This is a genomic window from Bacteroides luti (assembly GCF_900128905.1).
In the GTDB taxonomy this organism is placed as follows: Bacteria; Bacteroidota; Bacteroidia; order Bacteroidales; family Bacteroidaceae; genus Bacteroides; species Bacteroides luti.
Window position 1 is genome coordinate 126,300 of record NZ_FQTV01000009.1, and the last position, 21,289, is coordinate 147,588.

General features: G+C 38.8%; 17 protein-coding genes, 1 pseudogene and 2 riboswitches. Of the genes and pseudogenes, 12 read left to right on the forward strand and 6 right to left on the reverse strand.

Going from position 1 to position 21,289, the window contains the following annotated elements; all coding sequences use genetic code 11:
- Window positions 1–112 precede the first annotated feature (112 nt).
- Entirely contained in the window at window positions 113–940 is an 828-nt protein-coding gene (locus BUC21_RS09855) for a metallophosphoesterase (protein WP_317043356.1), read from the forward strand.
- Window positions 941–1,298: 358 nt separating this feature from the next.
- Here the strand turns inward: BUC21_RS09855 and nadD are convergent, their stop codons facing one another.
- From nadD to BUC21_RS09870, 3 genes are read right to left on the reverse strand one after another with little or no spacing between them, the layout of a single operon-like run.
- Window positions 1,299–1,877 carry a nicotinate (nicotinamide) nucleotide adenylyltransferase gene (gene nadD, locus BUC21_RS09860; RefSeq protein WP_175550514.1) on the reverse strand — a complete coding sequence of 193 codons (579 nt, stop codon included), beginning with the start codon at window positions 1,875–1,877 and terminating at the stop codon, window positions 1,299–1,301.
- A 33-nt stretch (window positions 1,878–1,910) separates the two neighbouring features.
- Entirely contained in the window at window positions 1,911–2,477 is a 567-nt protein-coding gene (gene gmk / locus BUC21_RS09865; RefSeq protein WP_073401747.1) for a guanylate kinase, read from the reverse strand.
- Window positions 2,478–2,479: 2 nt separating this feature from the next.
- Complete coding sequence (locus BUC21_RS09870) at window positions 2,480–3,355, reverse strand: YicC/YloC family endoribonuclease (protein WP_073401748.1); 876 nt, start codon at window positions 3,353–3,355, stop codon at window positions 2,480–2,482.
- Window positions 3,356–3,420: 65 nt separating this feature from the next.
- A riboswitch (cobalamin riboswitch) is annotated at window positions 3,421–3,620 on the forward strand.
- Between the two features lie 113 nt (window positions 3,621–3,733).
- Between BUC21_RS09870 and accC the strand changes: the two genes are divergently transcribed.
- From accC to rseP, 11 genes are all read left to right on the forward strand, one after another.
- Window positions 3,734–5,251, forward strand: coding sequence for an acetyl-CoA carboxylase biotin carboxylase subunit (gene accC / locus BUC21_RS09875; RefSeq protein WP_073401806.1), 1,518 nt, complete (start codon window positions 3,734–3,736; stop codon window positions 5,249–5,251).
- 11 nt (window positions 5,252–5,262) lie between these two features.
- Window positions 5,263–5,781: an acyl-CoA carboxylase biotin carboxyl carrier protein subunit gene (locus tag BUC21_RS09880; RefSeq protein WP_073401750.1), complete on the forward strand. Its 519-nt coding sequence runs from the start codon at window positions 5,263–5,265 to the stop codon at window positions 5,779–5,781.
- Window positions 5,782–5,784: 3 nt separating this feature from the next.
- The gene (locus BUC21_RS09885; protein ID WP_073401752.1) at window positions 5,785–7,317 is read left to right on the forward strand and encodes an acyl-CoA carboxylase subunit beta; all 1,533 of its coding nucleotides are present in this window, start codon (window positions 5,785–5,787) and stop codon (window positions 7,315–7,317) included.
- A gap of 70 nt (window positions 7,318–7,387) precedes the next feature.
- The gene (tsaB, locus tag BUC21_RS09890; RefSeq protein ID WP_073401754.1) at window positions 7,388–8,077 is read left to right on the forward strand and encodes a tRNA (adenosine(37)-N6)-threonylcarbamoyltransferase complex dimerization subunit type 1 TsaB; all 690 of its coding nucleotides are present in this window, start codon (window positions 7,388–7,390) and stop codon (window positions 8,075–8,077) included.
- A 26-nt stretch (window positions 8,078–8,103) separates the two neighbouring features.
- Window positions 8,104–8,703, forward strand: a complete 600-nt coding sequence (locus BUC21_RS09895; RefSeq protein WP_073401756.1) for a DUF4290 domain-containing protein — start codon at window positions 8,104–8,106, stop codon at window positions 8,701–8,703.
- 18 nt (window positions 8,704–8,721) lie between these two features.
- Window positions 8,722–10,032, forward strand: coding sequence for a UDP-N-acetylglucosamine 1-carboxyvinyltransferase (gene murA / locus BUC21_RS09900; protein ID WP_073401758.1), 1,311 nt, complete (start codon window positions 8,722–8,724; stop codon window positions 10,030–10,032).
- On the forward strand, window positions 10,029–10,568 hold the full coding sequence (gene rimM / locus BUC21_RS09905) for a ribosome maturation factor RimM (protein WP_073401760.1): 540 nt from the start codon (window positions 10,029–10,031) through the stop codon (window positions 10,566–10,568). The genes murA and rimM overlap by 4 nt, the downstream gene beginning before the upstream one ends.
- A gap of 20 nt (window positions 10,569–10,588) precedes the next feature.
- Window positions 10,589–11,593 (forward strand): ABC transporter ATP-binding protein, encoded by a 1,005-nt coding sequence (locus BUC21_RS09910; protein ID WP_073401762.1) that lies wholly within the window; start codon window positions 10,589–10,591, stop codon window positions 11,591–11,593.
- Between the two features lie 35 nt (window positions 11,594–11,628).
- A complete protein-coding gene (locus BUC21_RS09915) occupies window positions 11,629–12,240 on the forward strand; it encodes an NAD(P)H-dependent oxidoreductase (protein WP_073401764.1) in 612 nt (203 codons plus the stop codon).
- Window positions 12,241–12,782: 542 nt separating this feature from the next.
- Window positions 12,783–13,943: a 1-deoxy-D-xylulose-5-phosphate reductoisomerase gene (locus tag BUC21_RS09920; RefSeq protein ID WP_073401766.1), complete on the forward strand. Its 1,161-nt coding sequence runs from the start codon at window positions 12,783–12,785 to the stop codon at window positions 13,941–13,943.
- Window positions 13,944–13,956: 13 nt separating this feature from the next.
- Window positions 13,957–15,309 carry an RIP metalloprotease RseP gene (gene rseP, locus BUC21_RS09925; protein ID WP_073401768.1) on the forward strand — a complete coding sequence of 451 codons (1,353 nt, stop codon included), beginning with the start codon at window positions 13,957–13,959 and terminating at the stop codon, window positions 15,307–15,309.
- Between the two features lie 96 nt (window positions 15,310–15,405).
- On the opposite strand, the gene nrdG is transcribed toward rseP, so the two are convergent.
- From nrdG to BUC21_RS09940, 3 genes and pseudogenes are all read right to left on the reverse strand, one after another.
- Window positions 15,406–15,939 (reverse strand): anaerobic ribonucleoside-triphosphate reductase activating protein, encoded by a 534-nt coding sequence (nrdG, locus tag BUC21_RS09930; RefSeq protein WP_073401770.1) that lies wholly within the window; start codon window positions 15,937–15,939, stop codon window positions 15,406–15,408.
- A gap of 153 nt (window positions 15,940–16,092) precedes the next feature.
- A complete protein-coding gene (locus tag BUC21_RS09935; protein WP_073401772.1) occupies window positions 16,093–18,480 on the reverse strand; it encodes an anaerobic ribonucleoside triphosphate reductase in 2,388 nt (795 codons plus the stop codon).
- A 171-nt stretch (window positions 18,481–18,651) separates the two neighbouring features.
- Window positions 18,652–18,838, reverse strand: a riboswitch (cobalamin riboswitch).
- Between the two features lie 298 nt (window positions 18,839–19,136).
- Window positions 19,137–20,777: pseudogene (locus BUC21_RS09940) on the reverse strand (amino acid permease); the annotation flags it as partial.
- Between the last annotated feature and the right edge of the window lie 512 nt (window positions 20,778–21,289).

Sequence of the window (21,289 nt, forward strand, 5' to 3'; positions counted from 1 at the left end):
TCAAATAAACAAAGACTCTATCCTAAAAAAGTTTTTCAACCTGATGATTCTTGATTTATATGGTGTATTTTTGTAGCAGATCGTTTCTGTTATTGAATAAATGAACCATAAAATGAGAATTAAACACCTCTTATTTTGCCTTCTTGTTTGTGAGATATTCCTTGTATCTTGTTCCACCACTAAAAACCTTTCCAGACGGGGTGCGCAGCATGTGAATAAGTACGACTTTTATCACAAAGATATTCCAGAAGCATTTGATGGATTTCGGATTGCCTTCATTTCCGATTTGCATTACAAAAGCGCTCTTCAGGAAAAGGGATTAATACAATTGGTTCGACAACTGCAAACAATCAATCCCGACTTGATGCTTATGGGAGGGGATTATCAGGAAGGTTGCCAATATGTAACAGAACTCTTTGATCGGTTAGCGGAAGTTCAGCCAAAATATGGTATTGTCGGAGTAATGGGAAACAATGATTACGAGCGTTGTCATGAAGAAATTGTTGCAGAAATGCAGAAACACGGGATGCGTGTACTTGAACATACTTGTGATACAATATCAAAAGAGAATCAGCGGATTATTGTAGCAGGAGTGCGCAATCCTTTTGACTTGAAACACAATGGTATTTCGCCGACTCTTGCTCTGAAACCCGAAGACTTTGTTATTTTGTTAACCCATACTCCCGATTATGTGGAAGATGTGGACGTGTCGAATACCGATCTTGCCTTAGCCGGACATACGCATGGCGGACAAGTTACGCTTATGGGACTTTATGCACCGGTAGTTCCTTCTCATTATGGGCGGAGATTTTTGAAAGGGGAGAAGAAATCATCGGCCGGAATTCCGGTAATTATTACCAATGGGATAGGTACTTCATCAAAGAAACTACGAATGTTTGCACCGAGTGAGATTGTAGTGATTGAATTGCATTGCAAATGACGTGTAATGCAATTGTTAATCCATACTAGATTTATTCCTCTATAAATAAAATTCATACTCCAATAAATAAAAATTATTGGAGTATAGTCTAACAAGAAATGCCGAATAATTTTTGAAAAAACGTAACTATACGGATATTCTCAAATAAAATATTGGTTTCAGCATAATATTTTAGTGGTAGATAACTTAAACTTAGTGGCAGATGGAAAATCATCTTCCACTACCTGAAAGGCTTTATAGCAAGCACTTTTAGGGATTTAGTGGCAGATAGGGTAGATGATTTTGCATTTTTTTATTTCTGAAGTGCAAAAGGGAACAATTGCAATGATAAAAGAGGATAATTGGCGAAATAGAGTACTTACAAGAAATAACCTTCTTCCTTAATCTTATTATAAACAGCAGGATGCATAAAGTATCTAACATCCTTTCCTTTTTTTATTCCGTCTCTGATAAAAGTAGAACAAATATCAATTTCCGGCACATTAGTAAGCTTTACTGATGGAGGAAGAGTTGATTTATCTACAAAAGATCCCGGACGAGGGTATATCCAAATTTCATTCTCATCGATTATTCGTTGATAATCTTTCCATTTATCGAAAATAAGCCAGTTATCTGCGCCAATAATAAGTACAAATTCCCTGTCAGGATAAGCTTTCTTTAGTTCGTCGAGCGTATTGCATGTATAAGATGGCTTGGGCAAATGTAGTTCAAAGTCGGAAGCAACGAATTTGGAATAACCTTCTGTCGCAAGTTTTACAAGCTCTAACCGCTTGTTGTCATCAAGAAAATCAGCTCCCTTGCGCAAAGGGTTCTGTGGAGTGACCAAAAACCAAAGTTCATCAAGTTCCTCGAACTCGCAAATATAGTTTGCCAGTGCCAGGTGCCCAATATGAATTGGGTTAAAGGTTCCCCCGAAAATACCAGTTTTAATTTTCATTATAAAATATTCAGCTCAGAAGAAATAGAAGAATTATTTATCCAGAAACTCTTTAATTACTTTCAGAGCTTTGGCACGTGCCTCTTCAATTACATCGTTAATAATCACAACGTCGAACTTGTTTGCAAATCCCAATTCGAACTCAGCTTTTGCAAGTCGGCTTTCAATAACTGCAGGTTCGTCCGTGCCCCTTCCTTCCAGTCGCTTGCGAAGTTCTTCCATAGAAGGTGGCTGAATAAATACAGAGAGTGCTCGGTCGCCGTAGAATTTCTTAATATTGCATCCGCCTACAACATCAACATCGAAAATTACATTTTCACCTGCTGCCAGTTGTTTTTCAACTTGTGCTTTTAAAGTTCCGTAGAATCTGTCCGTATATACTTCTTCGTATTCCAGGAACTCATCATTTTCTATACGTTTACGAAACTCTTCCGGAGAAAGGAAAAAGTATTCTACTCCATGTTGTTCGGTCCCTCTTGGTGGACGGCTGGTAGCTGAAATAGAAAAAGCAAGGCGAAGGCCCTGCTTTAACAAATAATTTATCATTGTTGACTTACCAGAGCCTGATGGTGCTGAGAATATAATTAATTTTCCGCTCATAATTACATTACGTTTAAAACTTGCTCTTTTATTTGTTCCAATTCATCTTTCATCTGAACCACAATTTTTTGTAGTTCTGCATTATTCGATTTACTTCCCAATGTGTTGATTTCACGTCCCATTTCCTGAGCTATGAATCCAAGTTTCTTTCCCTGACCACTGCCATCTTGCATAGTGTTTATAAAATATGTAAGATGATTAGCCAAACGTTGTTTCTCTTCGTTTATGTCAAGTTTCTCAATATAATAAATGAGTTCCTGCTCTAAACGGTTTTTGTCATAATCAACACTGGCTGTTTTTTCTAGCGCATCAGTAATACGTGTTTTAATCTTTTCAATTCGTTCGGCTTCGTGAGGCGCTACAGAGTCAAGTAGAGCTCGGATATTTGCTATCTTTTCGCTGAATTTTTTCGCTAAAGCTTCCCCTTCCTGTTTACGAAAAGCAACAAGGTGTTCAATTGCTTCCTCGATAGCCTGATGTGCTTCTGCCCATTCTTCTTCAGAAAGTTCCTGAACATCATTCTTGGTCATTACATCCGGCATGCGAAGCAATACCTTAAACCAGTCGGAAGGCATAGGAATATCAAGCGAATCAGACAGTTGTTTGATTTGTTTGTAGTATCCTTCAACAACTGCTGCGTTTATTGGAGTTACAATATCTGCCTCTCCTTTATCTATCCAAAGGCTGAAATCGACTTTACCACGTTCAAGAACTTTTGCAAGTTCATTACGAATTTCCATTTCCTTCTCACGATAAGCAGGAGCAATGCGGGTAGATAAGTCTAAGGCTTTGCTATTTAGTGATTTTATTTCAACGTTAATCTTCTTGTCAGACAGGGTTAAAGTGGCTTTCCCATATCCGGTCATTGATTGTATCATATGAGTATGTTTTTTGCAAAAATAATGTTTTCTCTTTAAATATGTTTCAAAATTATTCATATTTGTTATCTTTGTCCCCGAATTGGTTTGCAATTGTTCAACTATGATTGCGATTAAAAGGGAATCAGGTGTAAATCCTGGACAGTCCCGCTGCTGTGAAACTCTGTTTTAAGAATCTTGAAAACACTTTTGCCACTGGCTTTTTGTCGGGAAGGCATTCAAGATGAGAGTGAGTCAGAAGACTTGCCATTCGTTAAAAGTTTATATCCTCGTGGGTTAGGAATAAAACAGACGTTATTAAATCTAATTTTTGAAAACTATACTGGAATTGTTCCATTCTTTTGGGTGGAGCAAATTGTTGTACCAAATATGGAAAATATGATTAAAAGAATCTTAGTTGCTAACCGTGGTGAAATTGCAGTAAGAGTAATGCGCTCTTGCAGAGAAATGGAAATTGAATCCATTGCTATATTTTCGGAAGCGGATAGAACGGCTAAACATGTCTTATATGCTGACGAAGCTTACTGTGTAGGTGGGGCTGCATCAAAAGACAGTTATCTTAATATCGAAAAAATAATCGAAGTGGCCAAGGCTCATCAAGTGGATGCTATCCATCCGGGTTATGGCTTTTTATCTGAAAATTCTTCGTTTGCCAGTCGATGTAAAGAAGAAGGCATCATCTTTATTGGTCCAAATGCTGAGACTATGGATTTGATGGGAGACAAAATCTCTGCACGTAAACAGATGATTAAGGCAAATGTTCCTGTAGTACCGGGAACAGAACAAAGTCTGAAAGATGTAAACGAAGCAATCGACGTTTGCAACAAAATTGGTTATCCTGTTATGTTGAAGGCTTCTATGGGAGGCGGTGGTAAAGGTATGCGTCTTATTCACAGTGAAAGTGAAGTGGAAGAAGCATATACAACTGCTAAATCGGAAGCTCTTTCTTCTTTTGGAGACGATACTGTTTATCTGGAAAAGTTTGTTGAAGAACCTCATCACATAGAATTCCAGATTCTAGGTGATAATTACGGTAACGTAATTCATTTATGTGAAAGAGAATGTTCTGTTCAACGACGCAATCAAAAGATTGTTGAAGAGAGTCCATCTCCTTTTGTTACTCCCGAATTGAGAGAAAAAATGGGAAATGCAGCTGTTGCTGCCGCTAAAGCTGTGAATTATATCGGAGCAGGAACTATTGAATTCCTGGTAGATAAGAATCGCAACTTCTATTTCCTTGAAATGAATACCCGCCTGCAGGTAGAACACCCTATTACTGAAGAGGTTCTGGGTGTAGATTTGGTAAAAGAGCAGATTCATGTTGCTAACGGTGTTCCGTTAAGACTTAAACAAGAAGATATACAGCAAAGAGGACATGCTATTGAATGTCGTATCTGTGCCGAGGATGCTGAATTTAACTTCATGCCTTGTCCGGGTGTGATTCGTCAGATTACAGAACCTAACGGAATAGGTGTTCGTATTGATAGCTATGTTTATGAGGGATATGAGATTCCTATCCATTATGACCCAATGATTGGTAAGCTGATTGTGTGGGCTGTTAATCGTACTTATGCAATAGAACGTATGCGTCGTGTGCTTCACGAATATAAAATAACCGGTGTTAAAACTAATATCAGTTATTTAAGAAGCATTATGGATACTCCCGATTTTGTAAACGGGAAGTATGATACTGGTTTTATCCAGAAGAATGCTGAAAGACTTCAGAAAGGTCTTTCTACTGATGACGGAACAGAAACAGAAAATGTGGCAATGATTGCTGCATATATCGATTATCTGATGAATCTTGAAGAAAATAGTTCAAGTCAAGGAACGGATAATCGTCCTATCAGCCGCTGGAGAGAATTTGGTTTGCATAAAGGAGTATTGAGAATTTAAAACAAGCACACATGGAAGTACGTATTGGAAACAGAATAGCAGAGATTGAACTTATTGAAAAAGATGGCAATATTGTTCGTCTGACAATTGACGGAATTGAATATGAAGTTGATGTTACCATGGCCGAGAACGGAGCTTGCTCTATTCTTCACGATGGCAAATCATATAATGCAGAATTAATCCGTTCTGATAACGGTAAGAATTACAAAGTAAATACTCTTTTTTCTTCATATAATGTGGATATAGTTGACACTAAGGCTAAATATCTTCGTTTGAGAAAGAAAGAAGATGAAAGACAAGAAGATAAAATTGTATCTCCAATGCCTGGTAAAATCGTGAAAATACCAGTAAAAGTAGGTGATTTCGTTGCTGCCGGAGATACTGTTGCTGTAATTGAAGCAATGAAAATGCAAAGTAATTACAAGGTAACATCTGATTGTTATATTAAAGATATTCTGGTAAATGAAGGTGACTCAGTGAATAGTGACCAACAACTTATCTTACTGGATTTAAACGTTGTAAATGCATAATTTATGGAAAAAGAAGATTTATATAGCCGCTTTGTTGAAAGAAACAAAAATGCCGAGTTAGGCGGCGGAGTAAGCAAGATAGAAAAACAGCACGAATCAGGTAAGATGACTGCACGCGAACGTATTGATACGCTTCTTGATAAAGGTACATTTGTAGAACTAGATAAATTAATGGTTCACCGTTGTTCAAACTTCGGAATGGACAAGAATAAAATTCCTGGTGATGGAGTTGTTTCCGGTTATGGAAAGATAGACGGACGTCTTGTATTTGTTTATGCTTATGATTTCACGGTTTATGGTGGAACTCTTAGTGCAACAAACTCAAAGAAGATTGTAAAGGTGCAGGAACTGGCACTTAAAAACGGTGCTCCGGTTATTGCTTTGAACGATTCGGGTGGTGCACGTATTCAGGAAGGTGTAGAAAGCCTTACAGGTTATGCTTCTATTTTCTACCAGAATACAATTGCTTCGGGTGTAATTCCTCAGATTTCGGCAATTCTTGGTCCATGTGCCGGAGGTGCTTGCTATTCTCCTGCTTTGACCGACTTTATCTTCATGGTAAAGGAAAAAAGTCACATGTTTGTAACCGGTCCTGATGTAGTAAAGACTGTTACTCACGAAGATGTGAGCAAAGAAGAACTGGGTGGAGCTTATACTCACAGTAGTAAGAGTGGTGTAACTCATTTCCTCAGCAATTCAGAAGAAGAAGTTTTGATGGGAATCCGTGAGCTATTGAGTTTCCTTCCTTCAAACAATATGGAAGATGCTCCTGCTACTATAAGTACAGATGATATTCATCGTGAAGAAGAATCATTAAATACTGTTGTTCCTGCAGATCCTAATATTCCTTATGATATCAAGGATATTATTGAACCGGTGGTAGATGATCACTACTTCTTTGAAGTAATGCCTCATTTTGCTAAGAATGCGGTTATTGGTTTTGCTCGTTTGGGTGGAAAGTCAGTGGGTATCGTTGCCAATCAACCAGCTTACCTTGCAGGTGTGCTTGATATTGATGCTTCCGATAAGATTTCACGCTTTATCCGTTTCTGCGACTGCTTCAATATTCCATTGATTACATTCGAAGATGTTCCGGGATTCCTTCCGGGATGCACACAAGAACACAATGGTATTATCCGTCACGGAGCAAAGATTGTTTATGCTTACGCTGAGGCTACAGTGCCAAAGATTACTTTGATTACTCGTAAGGCTTACGGTGGTGCATATATTGTTATGGCCAGCAAACAAACTGGCTCTGATGTGAATCTTGCTTATCCAAATGCAGAAATTGCAGTGATGGGAGCAGAAGGTGCTGTTAATATTCTGTATCGCAAGGCCGACGAAGAAACTAAGAAACAAGCAATTGAGGACTACAAAGAAAACTTTGCCAATCCTTATCAGGCAGCTGAATTGGGATATATTGACGAAATTATTCTTCCAAAGCAGACACGTTTCAAGTTAATTCAGGCATTGGATATGGCGCATAACAAAATGCAAACCAATCCGCCAAAGAAACACGGAAACATGCCGTTATAATTTATTTTCCATAAAATAGGGGTTTTTATATGTAAAAAGTGTATTTTTGCATCATTAAAGAAGAAAAATTATGCCTTGTATTTTACATATTGAAACCTCTACAACCGTTTGTTCGGTTGCTATCAGCGAGGACGGCCTGGCAATCTTCAATAAAGAAGATTTTAACGGCCCGTCTCATGCTGTATCTTTAGGCGTTTTTGTTGATGAAGCACTTTCATTTGCAGATAGTCGGGCACTTGTGCTTGATGCTGTGGCTGTAAGCTGCGGCCCCGGATCATATACCGGACTACGAATAGGTGTTTCAATGGCAAAAGGCGTTTGTTACGGACGAAATATTCCGCTAATAGGCATTCCAACCCTGGAAGTGCTTACTGTTCCAGTTCTGTTATATCATGATTTACCCGAAGACGCTTTACTGTGTCCGATGATTGATGCACGACGAATGGAAGTTTATGCAGCTGTTTACGATCGTGCATTGAATGTGAAGCGTGGGATTTCCGCTGATATTGTGGATGAAAATTCTTATCTTGACTTCCTTAATGAACACCCTGTTTATTTCTTTGGAAACGGAGCCGCTAAGTGCAGAGAAAAGATTACTCATCCTAATGCACACTTCATTGATGAAATCTCTCCGGTAGCCAAGCTGATGTTCCCATTGGCGGAGAAAGCTTTCGCTAAGGCTGATTTCAAAGATGTTGCCTACTTCGAACCTTTCTACCTGAAAGAATTTGTGGCTACCATGCCTAAGAATTTGCTCTAATAAACGATAAAAACAAATTTCAATAAATGGAATATAACACTCAACAACGAGTATTACCGCTTCCCGAATACGGACGAAGCATTCAGAACATGGTTGATCATTGCCTGACTATAGAGGACAGAGCTGAAAGACAACGTTGTGCAAATACTATTATCAATATAATGGGAAATATGTTCCCTCATTTGCGTGATGTGCCCGACTTTAAGCATAAGCTTTGGGATCACCTGGCAATTATGTCCGATTTTAAATTGGATATTGATTTTCCATATGAAATTATTAAGAAAGATAATCTGATTACTAAACCAGATGTGATTCCTTATCCAAGCTCAAAGATTCGTTATCGTCATTACGGCCGTACATTGGAAAAAATGATTAAGCTTGCTGCCGATTATCCTGAAGGAGAAGAAAAAAGACAATTGGTTACTTTAGTAGCTAACCATATGAAAAAGAGCTTTATGAACTGGAATAAGGACAATGTTGACGACCGTAAAATATTTGATGATTTAAGCGAATATACTAACGGTAAGATATCTCTGGATGCAGAATCAATTAAGCTTATGGAAACAAAAGCTATTCTTTTCCGTAAGACTAAGCCAACCAATAACACACGCCGCTACTCTAAATAATAATTAAAACACCAAACTATGGCTTCATTTGTAATAGAAGGAGGACACAAGCTTTGTGGAGAGATTATCCCACAAGGAGCAAAGAACGAAGTACTGCAGATTATTTGTGCAACATTACTAACTTCTGAAGAGGTTATTGTGAGTAACATTCCCGATATATTGGATGTGAATAATCTTATCCAGTTGATGAGAAACATGGGTGTAACAGTCGCCAAGACAGGAGTTGATACCTATTCGTTCAAAGCAGAGAATGTGGATCTTGCTTATCTGGAAAGTGATGAGTTCCTGAAAAAGTGTTCCAGCCTTCGTGGATCGGTAATGCTTATTGGCCCAATGATTGCCCGTTTTGGTAAGGCACTGATCTCAAAACCCGGAGGAGACAAGATTGGTCGCCGTCGTTTGGATACTCATTTCCTGGGTATACAGAAACTAGGTGCCGAATTTAATTATATTGATGATAGAGGTGTTTTCGAAATAAAAGCCGATCAACTGAAAGGAGCAAACCTGCTGCTTGATGAGGCTTCCGTAACCGGTACCGCAAATATTGTGATGGCTGCTGTATTGGCTAAAGGAACTACCACTATTTATAACGCTGCCTGCGAACCTTACTTGCAACAACTTTGTAAGATGTTGAACAGAATGGGGGCGAAGATTAGTGGAATTGCTTCAAACTTGCTCATTATTGAAGGTGTTGAAAGTCTTGGAGGAACGTCTCATACCGTTCTTCCGGATATGATTGAAGTAGGAAGCTTTATTGGTATGGCTGCAATGACACGCAGTGAACTAACCATAAAGAACGTATCTTACGATAATCTGGGTATTATTCCTGAAAGTTTCCGCCGCTTGGGCATTAAACTGGAACAACGCGGTGATGATATCTATATTCCTGCACAGGAAAGTTATCAGATAGACTCATTCATGGATGGCTCTATTATGACAATTGCCGATGCTCCATGGCCGGGACTTACTCCAGATCTTTTAAGTGTGATGCTTGTGGTGGCTACTCAGGCAAAGGGTAGTGTACTTATTCACCAGAAAATGTTTGAAAGTCGCCTGTTCTTCGTGGATAAACTGATAGACATGGGCGCACAGATTATTTTATGCGACCCTCACCGTGCAGTTGTCATCGGTCATGACCACCTGTTCACATTGCGTGGCGGAAATATGACTTCTCCTGATATCCGTGCCGGAATTGCTTTGCTTATTGCAGCTATGAGCGCATCGGGTATAAGCCGAATTAATAACATTGAACAGATTGACCGTGGTTACCAGGATATCGAAAGACGACTAAATGCTCTTGGTGCACGCATTACACGTATACAAGAATGATAAAACGGGAAGAAGTATATAAGATAGGTCTTTTTAATAAGCCTCACGGCATTCATGGTGAGTTGTCGTTCTCCTTTACAGACGATGTGTTTGATAGGGTAGACTGCGACTATTTCATCTGCTTGCTAGATGGTATCTTTGTTCCGTTTTTTATTGAAGAATACCGCTTTCGGTCGGATTCTACCGCTTTGGTTAAGCTCGAAGGGATAGATACTGCCGAAAAAGGACGCATGTTTACCAACGTTGAAGTCTATTTCCCTGTGAAGTTTGCCGAAGAATCTTCGGTAGATGAGCTTGTTTGGGATTACTTTGTAGGTTTCAGGGTTATAGATAAACGTCACGGCGATATAGGTACGGTGGTTGAAGTGGATGAATCAACCATAAATACGCTCTTCGTACTAGATAAAGACGGTGAAGAACTCCTTATCCCTGCTCAGGAAGAGTTTATTCTGGATATGGATCACAAGAAAAAACAAATGACTGTTGATCTTCCCGAAGGATTATTATCGCTGGAAGATGTGGAAACACTCGACTGACGAATCTTTCTCATAGAATCATGCCCGATGCAATTATACAAACCCACGATTTAACTATCGGATATGTAACCCGGAAGGCCACCTATCCGGTGCAGATACGTCTTTCTCTCGAGGTTTTTCAGGGAGAAATGGTTTGCCTGATTGGTCCAAACGGGTGTGGAAAATCAACTCTTTTGCGTACAATAGCCGGACTTCAGCCTCCATTGCGTGGAGAAGTCCGTATTGACAACCTTCCTTTAGGAAAACAATCTATTTCAGATAAAGCACGTTTACTTTCGCTTGTACTTACCGATAGGGTGGAAGTGAGCAACCTCACAGTTTTCAACCTGGTGGCAATGGGCAGGAATCCTTATACCGACTGGTTGGGAAAATTAACCGATCACGACAAGCAACTGATAAATACAGCTCTTTCTCAAGTACACCTCGAAGGATATGCCGATCACTTTATCAATGAACTCTCTGATGGAGAGCGTCAGCGAGCGATGATAGCTAAAGCCCTGGTACAGGATACTCCGGTGATTTTGCTGGATGAGCCCACCGCTCACCTGGATATTAACAACAGGGTAGAAGTGATGATGCTTCTTCATGAACTTGCACGGCAGACAAATAAGGCAATTGTGCTTTCTACTCACGAACTCGATCTTGCTTTGCAAACAGCGGACAAGCTTTGGCTTATGACTCCAAAACATGGCATTGCCGTAGGTACGCCCGAAGATTTGATTCTTACCAATCGTTTTCAGAAAGTATTTGCCAACAACTCTTATCGCTTCGACCCATCAACCGGTAACTTTATGGTGAAGCATGCAGAAACTCCTCGCGTGGTATCCCTGAAAGCAATAGGAACAGGCTATCGTGCATATTGGACAGAACGTGCGTTGGTGAGAAATGGTTATAAAATTTCTCCTGATGCAACAGATTTTGTAACGGTAGATGAAACTACCGATTCCTGGCTCTTTTCTAAAGATGGCAAAGAATATGTATGCTCTTCCCTTCAGGAACTTCTGGCTCAAATGGAATTAAATTAAGAGCGAAACGTCTATAATAGAAATATGAAATAAAAATGAATGTATTTGTGGTATATGCACACCCAAGCACGAAATCCTTTACACATCAGATTCTTGAGGGATTGTTAAGAGGCTTGCAAATAGGTGGGCACAATATTAAAGTTTCCGATCTATATAAGATGAACTTCCGTTCAGACATGACTGAACATGAATATGAACGTGAGGGCTTTGTACAAACAGATTTACCTTTACCGGAAGATGTTGTGACAGAACACCAAAAGATTGAGTGGGCAGATTGTGTTATATTTCTCTATCCGCTTTGGTGGAGTGATTGTCCTGCAAAGTTAAAAGGGTGGTTTGACAGGGTTTATTCCGTCGGGTATGCTTATGGGTATAATAAAGAAGGGCAAAAGATTAGGAAAATGAAAATGGTAAAATATGGAGTAGCCATATGTACCGCAGGACATCCAAATGATTTTCTCAAAGAAACAGGTATTGCGGAAAGCATGAGTAAAATAATGCTAGATGACCGTTTAGGTGTCAGGTTTGAAAACAAGAAAATGATGATATTAGGAGGAACGTTGGATATTGAAAAGGTGAAAAATCTACATCTAAATAATGTTATGGCATTAGGCCAACATATCGAGACTTTTTTTTTGAAAAAATAAATAAGTAAAAAATAATAATAAAACTATATTTTGTCTGCTATACATTCTATCTTAAGTTGTTTTTCTTCCATAGTTTAATTCATTATTCATCAATAATTTGAATAAAGACCTACTCTTTTATTAAAAATAGCCTAGACTTAAAATATAAAAGGTCTAGATCTTTTTATTTTTATATCTACTGCTATTTAAGAACTATTGGTGGGAAGTTTCCTAATCTTTGACCGGTAGATTCTTTTTATTTCTTGTTTTTTCGTTAAAATGAATAAAGAAAGCTATGTAACATTGGGTTAATTGCTTACATTTGTGTCTTTTAAAACAATAATGTGGCGTAGGAGAAATTGAGCATAGCCTTTTTGAAAAATAGTTAGTAAATTGTTGGTGGATTGTGCATGGTGAATGCCTTCTTAAGCAAACGAAACTAACATTCAGGAAACGGGCTGACAATACCTTCTTTTTTATCAGTAATATGCTGATAATGAATGTAAATAATCGCTGCCAACCTTTTATTCAGGTGAAAAACAGATTGTCTTTTAACAACAATAATGAAAAAACAAATAGCAATATTAGGATCAACAGGAAGTATAGGCACACAGGCTTTGCAGGTGATAGCCGAACATTCTGATTTATATGAAGTATATGCACTGACAGCCAATAATCAGGTGGAGCTGCTTATTGAACAGGCCCGGAAATTTATGCCCGAGGTTGTTGTCATAGCAAACGAAGCAAAATATATTCAATTAAAAGAAGCATTGAACGATTTACCGATTAAGGTTTATGCCGGTGATGATGCTTTAGCACAAGTGGTGGAAGCTGCTCCGATTGATATCGTTCTTACAGCAATGGTTGGTTTTGCCGGACTTAAGCCCACTATTAATGCAATTCGTGCAAAGAAGAAAATAGCTCTTGCAAATAAGGAAACACTTGTTGTGGCGGGTGAACTGATCAATGACCTTACCCAACAGTTTGGCTCAGCAATATTGCCGGTGGATTCAGAACATTCGGCTATTTTTCAGTGTCTGGTAGGAGAGGTAGGAAATAACGTAGAGAAAATTATACTTACCGCTTCCGGTGGACCATTCCGTACTTGCAACTTATCTCAGCTAAAGACTGTAACCAAAGTTCAGGCGCTGAAACATCCTAACTGGGATATGGGTGCCAAAATAACCATCGACTCTGCTTCCATGATGAACAAAGGTTTCGAGGTTATTGAAGCTAAATGGTTATTCGGATTGAAACCGGAACAAATTGATGTGGTGGTTCATCCACAGTCAATTATTCACTCAATGGTTCAGTTTGAAGACGGAGCTGTAAAAGCTCAACTGGGTGTACCGGATATGCGTGTGCCAATACAGTATGCTTTTTCATATCCCGATCGTCTTCATTCTTCGTTCGACCGCCTGGACTTCTCAACTTGTGGCAATCTTACTTTCGAGAAACCGGATACCACCCGTTTTCGGAATCTGGCTTTGGCTTACGAAGCATTGCACCAGGCAGGAAACATGCCTTGTATTGTGAACGCTGCCAATGAAGTTGCCGTAGCTGCTTTCCTACGTAACAGGGTTAGCTTCCTGGGAATGAGTGATGTTATAGAAAAAGTTATGCAGACAGTGAGCTATATAAAGACACCAACGTATGATGATTATGTGGCAACCGATGCGGAAGCACGCAGAGTTGCAAAAGAAATAATGAATTTTAATATTTAATAGATAATTATTGATGGAAACATTTTTGATCCGTGCCCTGCAATTAATAATGAGTTTATCATTATTAATACTGATACATGAAGGTGGGCATTTCCTTTTTGCTCGTCTTTTTAAGGTTAGGGTAGAGAAATTCTATATGTTTTTCGACTGGGGATTCTCACTTTTTAAATTTAAACCAAAGAATAGCGATACAGAATATGGTATAGGTTGGTTGCCTTTGGGCGGCTATTGCAAAATATCCGGAATGATTGACGAATCAATGGATAAAGAGCAAATGAAAGAACCTGCAAAACCTTGGGAGTTTCGCTCTAAACCAGCCGGACAACGATTTCTGATTATTGTTGCCGGAGTAATATTTAACTTCTTGCTTGCTCTGTTTATTTATTCCATGATTCTTTTCACCTGGGGCGAATCTTATATGCTTCCAAAAGATATGAAGATGGGTATGCAATTCAGCGAAGTAGCTCAGAAGGTTGGTTTCCAGAACGGAGATATTCTTCTTAAGGCTGATGGCGAAGAATTCGTTCGTTTCCCTAAAGCGCATCGCCAGATCTATAACGCTAAAGAAGTTACTGTACTACGTCATGGAAAAGAAGCAAAAGTGCAGATACCAAAAGATTTTATGAATCAACTGATGGCTGCCAATACATATCTGTCCGATTGCCGTTACCCGTATGTTATTGATAGCATAATTCCAAATTATGGATATGCAAAAGCGGGTATGCAAAGAGGAGATAGTATTATTGCTATTAACGGAATTTCTACTCCTGCATTTAACGACTATATGGAAGTGGTTGATAAGCTTAAAGCTGCTGCTCCAAAAGATAGTGTTAAGGGCGCATCAAGAAATGTAACCATTGCATACGTCAGAGCCGGTGTAACAGATACAGTGAAGGTGCAGTTGGATTCTCTTTATAAAGGAGGAGCTTTTGCCTATCGTCCGGATCACTTCTTTAAGGTTGTGAATAAGGAATATGGATTCTTCGAATCTTTCCCTGCAGGTATTACTCTTGGAGTAAATACACTTAAAGGATATATCAGCGATATGAAGTATGTATTCACCAAAGAGGGAGCAAACAGCTTAGGTGGATTTGGAACTATCGGTAGTATTTTCCCTGCTCAATGGGATTGGCAACGTTTCTGGGAAATGACAGCTTTCCTTTCTATCATTCTTGCCTTTATGAATATTCTGCCTATTCCGGCATTGGATGGCGGACATGCTATATTTATTGTTTATGAAATAATAGCGCGCCGCAAACCGAGCGAGAAATTCATGGAATACGCACAGATGGTCGGTATGTTCCTGTTGTTTGGCTTACTGATATGGGCAAACTTTAATGATATAATCAGGTATTTCTTTAAGTAGAACTACCTGCTGAACAATACAAAAAGAAGCCTCGCAAAGAAAATAGATTATTCTTTGCGAGGCTTTTTTTATTTTAATTGTGTAGATGGCTTTACCTTATACTGTTTGATATAGCATTCCCGGCATAAGAACCTTATGAACAGGCTTGCTTCTGTTCATCTTCTTCAGATGAATAATCCTCTGATTGGCACTTCCCCGGAATTCCAGGTAAGGAGAATATTCAGCCTGCACGAATCGTCCGTCAACCAACGTGTCAATATAAGGAAGAACGGCATTTAATTTAGGATCAGCCTGCAACTCTTCATAAGTATAGCCGGTGTAGCACCATACGTTTTGTTTTGTTTCCTCCTTTATTCTTTTTATAAATGGAAGGAAAGCTTCCGGATTATAAAAAGGATCACCACCCGAGAAAGTTACGCCATCCAATAATGGATTGGCATTAATCTCCCGAATTATATTGCTGATTACCTCCTCGGTTAGAAGCGTACCTTGCACCGGATTCCATGTGCTGGGATTCTGACATCCCGGACAATGATGTCGGCAGCCTGCCAGATAAATGGAATAACGTATACCATCACCGTCAACAATTGTTTCTGGATAGGTGAAAAGCATATAAAGAGGTTTCGCCATTTTTATTTCTTGTTTTCATAAATGGAGAGAAGCAAAAAGTCAGACCCCCTCCATTTATTTATATTTTATTGGAAACTTAAATTCAAAAATTGAATTTGCAAGAACAGATTATAAGCAGTTTTTTGCTGTTTGTTCTTTTTAATAAAAAAGAGATTAGTGATGTTTCACCCTGTCTTTCTCTTCTGCACGTTTAGATGAATTCCATGTGCTAAGATCTCCGGTAAGATATCCGGTGATTCTTCTCATTCTCATGATGTTCTCGCTTCCACATACCGGGCATTTATCATAAACAACTCCCTTGTATCCGCAAGAGTTGCAGGTATCTACCGGGTGATTGATAGAACCGTAACCTATACCTTCATCGTGCATTACTTTCACAATCTTGGTAATTGCCTTTACATTCTTTTGTGCTTCACCATCCAGCTCCACATAAGTAATGTGTCCGCCGCGGGTGATGGCATGGAAAGGAGCCTCGCACTTAATCTTATCAACAATGCTGATTTGTTCCTTCACATCTACATGGAAGGAGTTTACATAATAATCATTGTCGGTTACTCCGGCAATTTTACCATATTTCTTACGGTCCATCTTTGTAAATCGTCCCGATAACCCTTCGGCCGGAGTGGCAAGGATAGAGTAATTCAGGTTATACTTGGCTTTATATTCTTCCACCACCTTATTCATTTCTTCAATGGTTTCATATAATGTATTCCAGGCTTTCTCGCTGTGACCGTGTCCCTCTCCGTAAAGAGCCATCATTGCATTATGACCGCCAATAAAGCCAATACCCAGCGTTCCGCTGCGAAGCACATCGCCCACTTCCTGATTCGGATCAAGATTACCGCCGCCTTTCCAAACATCATTACCCATCATAAATGGAAACTGACGCGCAAGTGCTGTGCGCTGATACTCATAACGAGCATAAAGCTGCTCGGCTACCAGTTCGGCCATACTGCGTACTGAGTTAAGGAAAAGTTCTTTTTCCTTCGTTTCAAAAGCTTCCTTATCAGATGTTCCCACTAATTTCTCCGCTTTTCTGTGAGCTTCAATAGCAAGGCGAGGCATATTTATTGTAGTGAAAGAAAGGTTTCCTCGTCCAAGAGAACTTTTTTCTCCGGCTACATTCTCGAATACACGTGTACGGCATCCCATAGTAGCCAGTTCATATTTGTAACGTTTCGGATCATCAGCTCTCCAAAGTTCGTTTGTATTATAAGGAGTATCCAAAAACATAAAGTTTGGGAAGAGTGCCTTAGCTGTAGTGCGGCACGCTTTTAGGAAAAGATCAAAGTTAGGAGTGCTGAATTTTACTTTTCCATCCATGGCAGCATCAAAATCTTCCATTGCTTTCTGATAATCTTCCTCGGAATAAGAAACACCGTTCTTTATTTTAAATATCTGGATAGGGAATACCGGAACCTCTCCACGGCCTCCCAAGCCTTCCATAGTAGTAGTCAGCAATTCCTCAATCACCAGTCTTCCTTCTGCCGAAGTATCAGTTCCATAATTAATAGAGCTGAAGACCACCTGGTTACCTCCTCTGGAATGCATTGTATTCAGATTGTGGATAAATCCTTCCATTGCCTGATGAGTATCTTTCCTTGTAGAAGCATAAGCTTTCTCTATAATCTTGTTTACTACCTCTTTTTCGATGTTAATGCCAATGGCAGTCAGAGCCATTCGTAAAGACTCTTTTTCCTGTTCGCTTGTTTTTACTGAAGAAACTTGCTCGTTTACAATGGCTTTTATTGATTTTTCGTCAGCACTTGCTCCTTCAATAGATGTATAGAATCCAAGAAGAGAAGTCAGGTGTTTTCTGAACGATTTCAAAACACCCTTTGCCATAAAGAAATCAAACGCCGGTATTGATTGTCCCCCATGTTGCTCATTCTGGTTTGTCTGGAAGATAATAGTTGCCAGCGTAGCATAGCTCTGTATGGATTGAGGAGTGCGGATACTACCATTCTTGGTGCGGAATCCACGCTCGAAGAGATCATCCATATCATACTGGATACAGGTGGTAGTTTTAGTCGGGTAATAATCAAGGTCATGAATATGAATATCTCCCAACTGGTGAGCTACAGCAAATTTCTTAGGAAGCAGATATCTATAAGTATAGTTTTTTGTGACTTCCGATGCGAAAGTCATCATCTGTCCTGCCGGAGTATGGCTCGACATATTTGCATTGCTGAGATTTACATCGTTCTTATCAATAGCAACAATACCGTCCATGATCTGCTTAATCTGACTTTTCTTTTCACGTTCGGTATTTCTCCACTCGCGGTAGATGATATATTTCTTAGCCACCTCAGGTTGAACTTTCATTATTTCCTTTTCAACCAGGTCCTGAATTTGTTCCACCGAGATAGTAGGGGTGGTAAAGTTACTGATTACACGCATTGTAATATCAGCTACCAACTTATCTTCGTTCGTGATACCTGTTGCATCAAATGCTTTTGTTACAGCATTCTTTATTTTACTGATAGAGAAATCTTCCTTTTTCCCATCTCTTTTGATAATACAAATCTCAGCGTAGTTCATATTCTTATTCTTTTTGTGAAACTTTTAATCTAAATAAGTTGTCACATTTAGAATACTTTGCATAAGGAAGAGGAAAGAGAATAGGTCGGTAAGAGATTAGCGCCGAAAGATATCTCTATCCTGGCGAATTCCTATTTTCTCTTGCTTTAACTCCCGAAAGCATAAGATAATCTATAATGTGTAGTTCTGGCAGGTCTTCTGACTTATCTCTCTCTTAAAGTGCCTTCCCACAAATAAATGCAGTGGCTTGTTACTCAAGTTCTTCGAGAATCACAGCAGCGGGTACTGTTACCGGATTTCACGGTATTCCCTTTTCTCCTAAAGCATAAGCTTTGTTACCAAAACCGAAACAAAGATAGTAGATATAACAATATGTTGTTTCGCTTAACTATGTTAATTTAGAAAGTTTTGGAAAACTTTTTTTGATCTTGAAATCTAAAAGTTTTCCATTTTGGATAACTTATTATTCATAATGAACTAGTTAAGTATATAAAACAGGGCTATCTCTGAATTAGTTCAGAAATAGCCCTGTTATAGAGATGTAATATTCTATTTTATTCTCAATCTTCTTTGTTCTCCTGTTCTTTTATAAAAGAGTTTTTATTGACTACTCTCAGACAGGCAAATTTTATTCTACCAATTGCCGGTATGGAAGATTGATTTATTAATCGCATTCCGAAAATAAAGATATGGAATACAGAAAGAACCAGAGCGGTTATTAATAAAATCTTGTTGCTTTCCCATCCAGCTGTTATCTGATGAGCGAAAGCTACAAAGATAAGAATAACGGATAGTGAAACTCCGGTGATATTTAATACTGATTGCCCGGATCTTTCTTTTCCATCCCAAACTGCTATCTTACTGTTTTTCATTCCGTATGCAGCATAAATATCAAGACCAATTAACATCCATACTAATAATCGGATCCAGGTATCAGCAGGAAGAAAAATCATCAACGACAAACAAGTTAGTACTCCGCAAATAGGAACAAAGGGAACAAAAGGTGTTTTAAATGCTCTTGGAGCATTTGGCATTTTTTTCCTTAAAACAATGATTCCAATACATACCAGTATGAAGGCAAGAAGAGTTCCGATACTGGTCATTTCACCTGCAATATTCGAAGGTACGAAAGCAGCAAATACGCTGACAAGCAGTAAGAAAAGTAAATTACTCTTTGCCGGAGTACGGAACTTTGGATGAATTTCGGAGAATAGCTTGGGTAATAGACCATCTTTACTCATACTATAGAACACCCGACTCTGTCCTAAGAGCATAACCATTATTACAGAAGAGTATCCGGCTAGGATAGCCAATATAATTGCACGGTTAAGCCATGGATAATCAGGGTGAATCAGTCCGCTTGCGTCAGCATGTCCCATATGTTCAATTGCTATTGCTACAGGAGCAATACCATCATGACCTTTAAATTCAGTGTAATTTGCAACACCTGTCATTACATGAGCGAACAGGAAATACAAAACAGTACAGATTAATAGTGAGGCAAGAATACCAATAGGCATATTCCGTTTTGGATTTTTTGCTTCCTGAGCAGCTGTACTTACTGCATCAAATCCAATAAACGCAAAGAAAACTACAGCTGCTGCACGGAGAATCCCCGTCCATCCGTATGCACCAAACTTTCCTGTATTCTCAGGAATATAGGGAGTGTAATTATCCAGATTAATATATTGCCATCCAAGGAAAATGAAGATAAGAACTACTCCAATTTTTAATGCTACAATAAAGCTATTAAATCTTGTACTACCTTCTGTTCCTCTCATTAAAAGTAAACTCATCAGAATTACAATAAATACGGCAGGCAAATTGACTGCTCCTCCTTCCCATGGACATGCTGTAAGGCTAGAAGGCAGATGTACTCCAAATCCATCGAGGAATTTTATTAAATACCGGCTCCAGCTGATACTTACTGTTGCAGCAGCAACTGCATATTCCAGCACTAGATCCCAACCAATAATCCAGGCAATAAATTCGCCCATGGTTGCATACGAATAGGTATATGCACTTCCTGCAACAGGGATCATTGAAGCAAATTCTGCATAACATAATCCTGCAAAGCAACATCCAATTGCTGCGATTAAAAAAGATATGGTAATTGCTGGGCCGGCCAATTCTGCAGCGGCACCACCGGTTATGGAAAATAATCCGGCTCCAATGATTGCTCCAACTCCCAATGCAACTAGCTTACCAGGTCCTAAGGTTTTTTTCAATGAATGGCTACTAGTCTCATTTGACTCCTTTAGCAGACCTTCTATTGATTTTTTAGCAAATAAATCCATTCGTATATATCCTCTTATAATTATTTTGCAAAGATATAATATATTCGTATTAATATGTCAATATAATATTTAATTATACTTTATAGTAACAAATAACTCAATATATTGAGGATATTATTTCAGAATGAAAAAATGTTAGAGTTGTATTTTTAGATTGAGTTCTCTTATTGGATAGTCTATGCATGGTTGGTTTTCTCAATCTTTACCTTCTCAAAAAGATGGTAATTGATATTATGCGAGTTTATAAATTGAATTAACTAGGGGGTAACCTGTTGTCAATTAACAGATAGTTAAAGCGGATACTTTTCTTGATGTTGGTTTCAAGTATCTTAATCAAATGGACGATTTTAGTCAGCTTGTATTGTTGATACTAACTAATAAGAGTATCAGTTTTCAATAAGTATAAAGACATCTTGTTTGTGAACCTGATATAAGTGCGCTCAAAAGGGAAAGAGGTTAGATTCGTAAATTCCGGATTTTATAAAGTTGGTTTACCCGAAAAGGGAAAATTA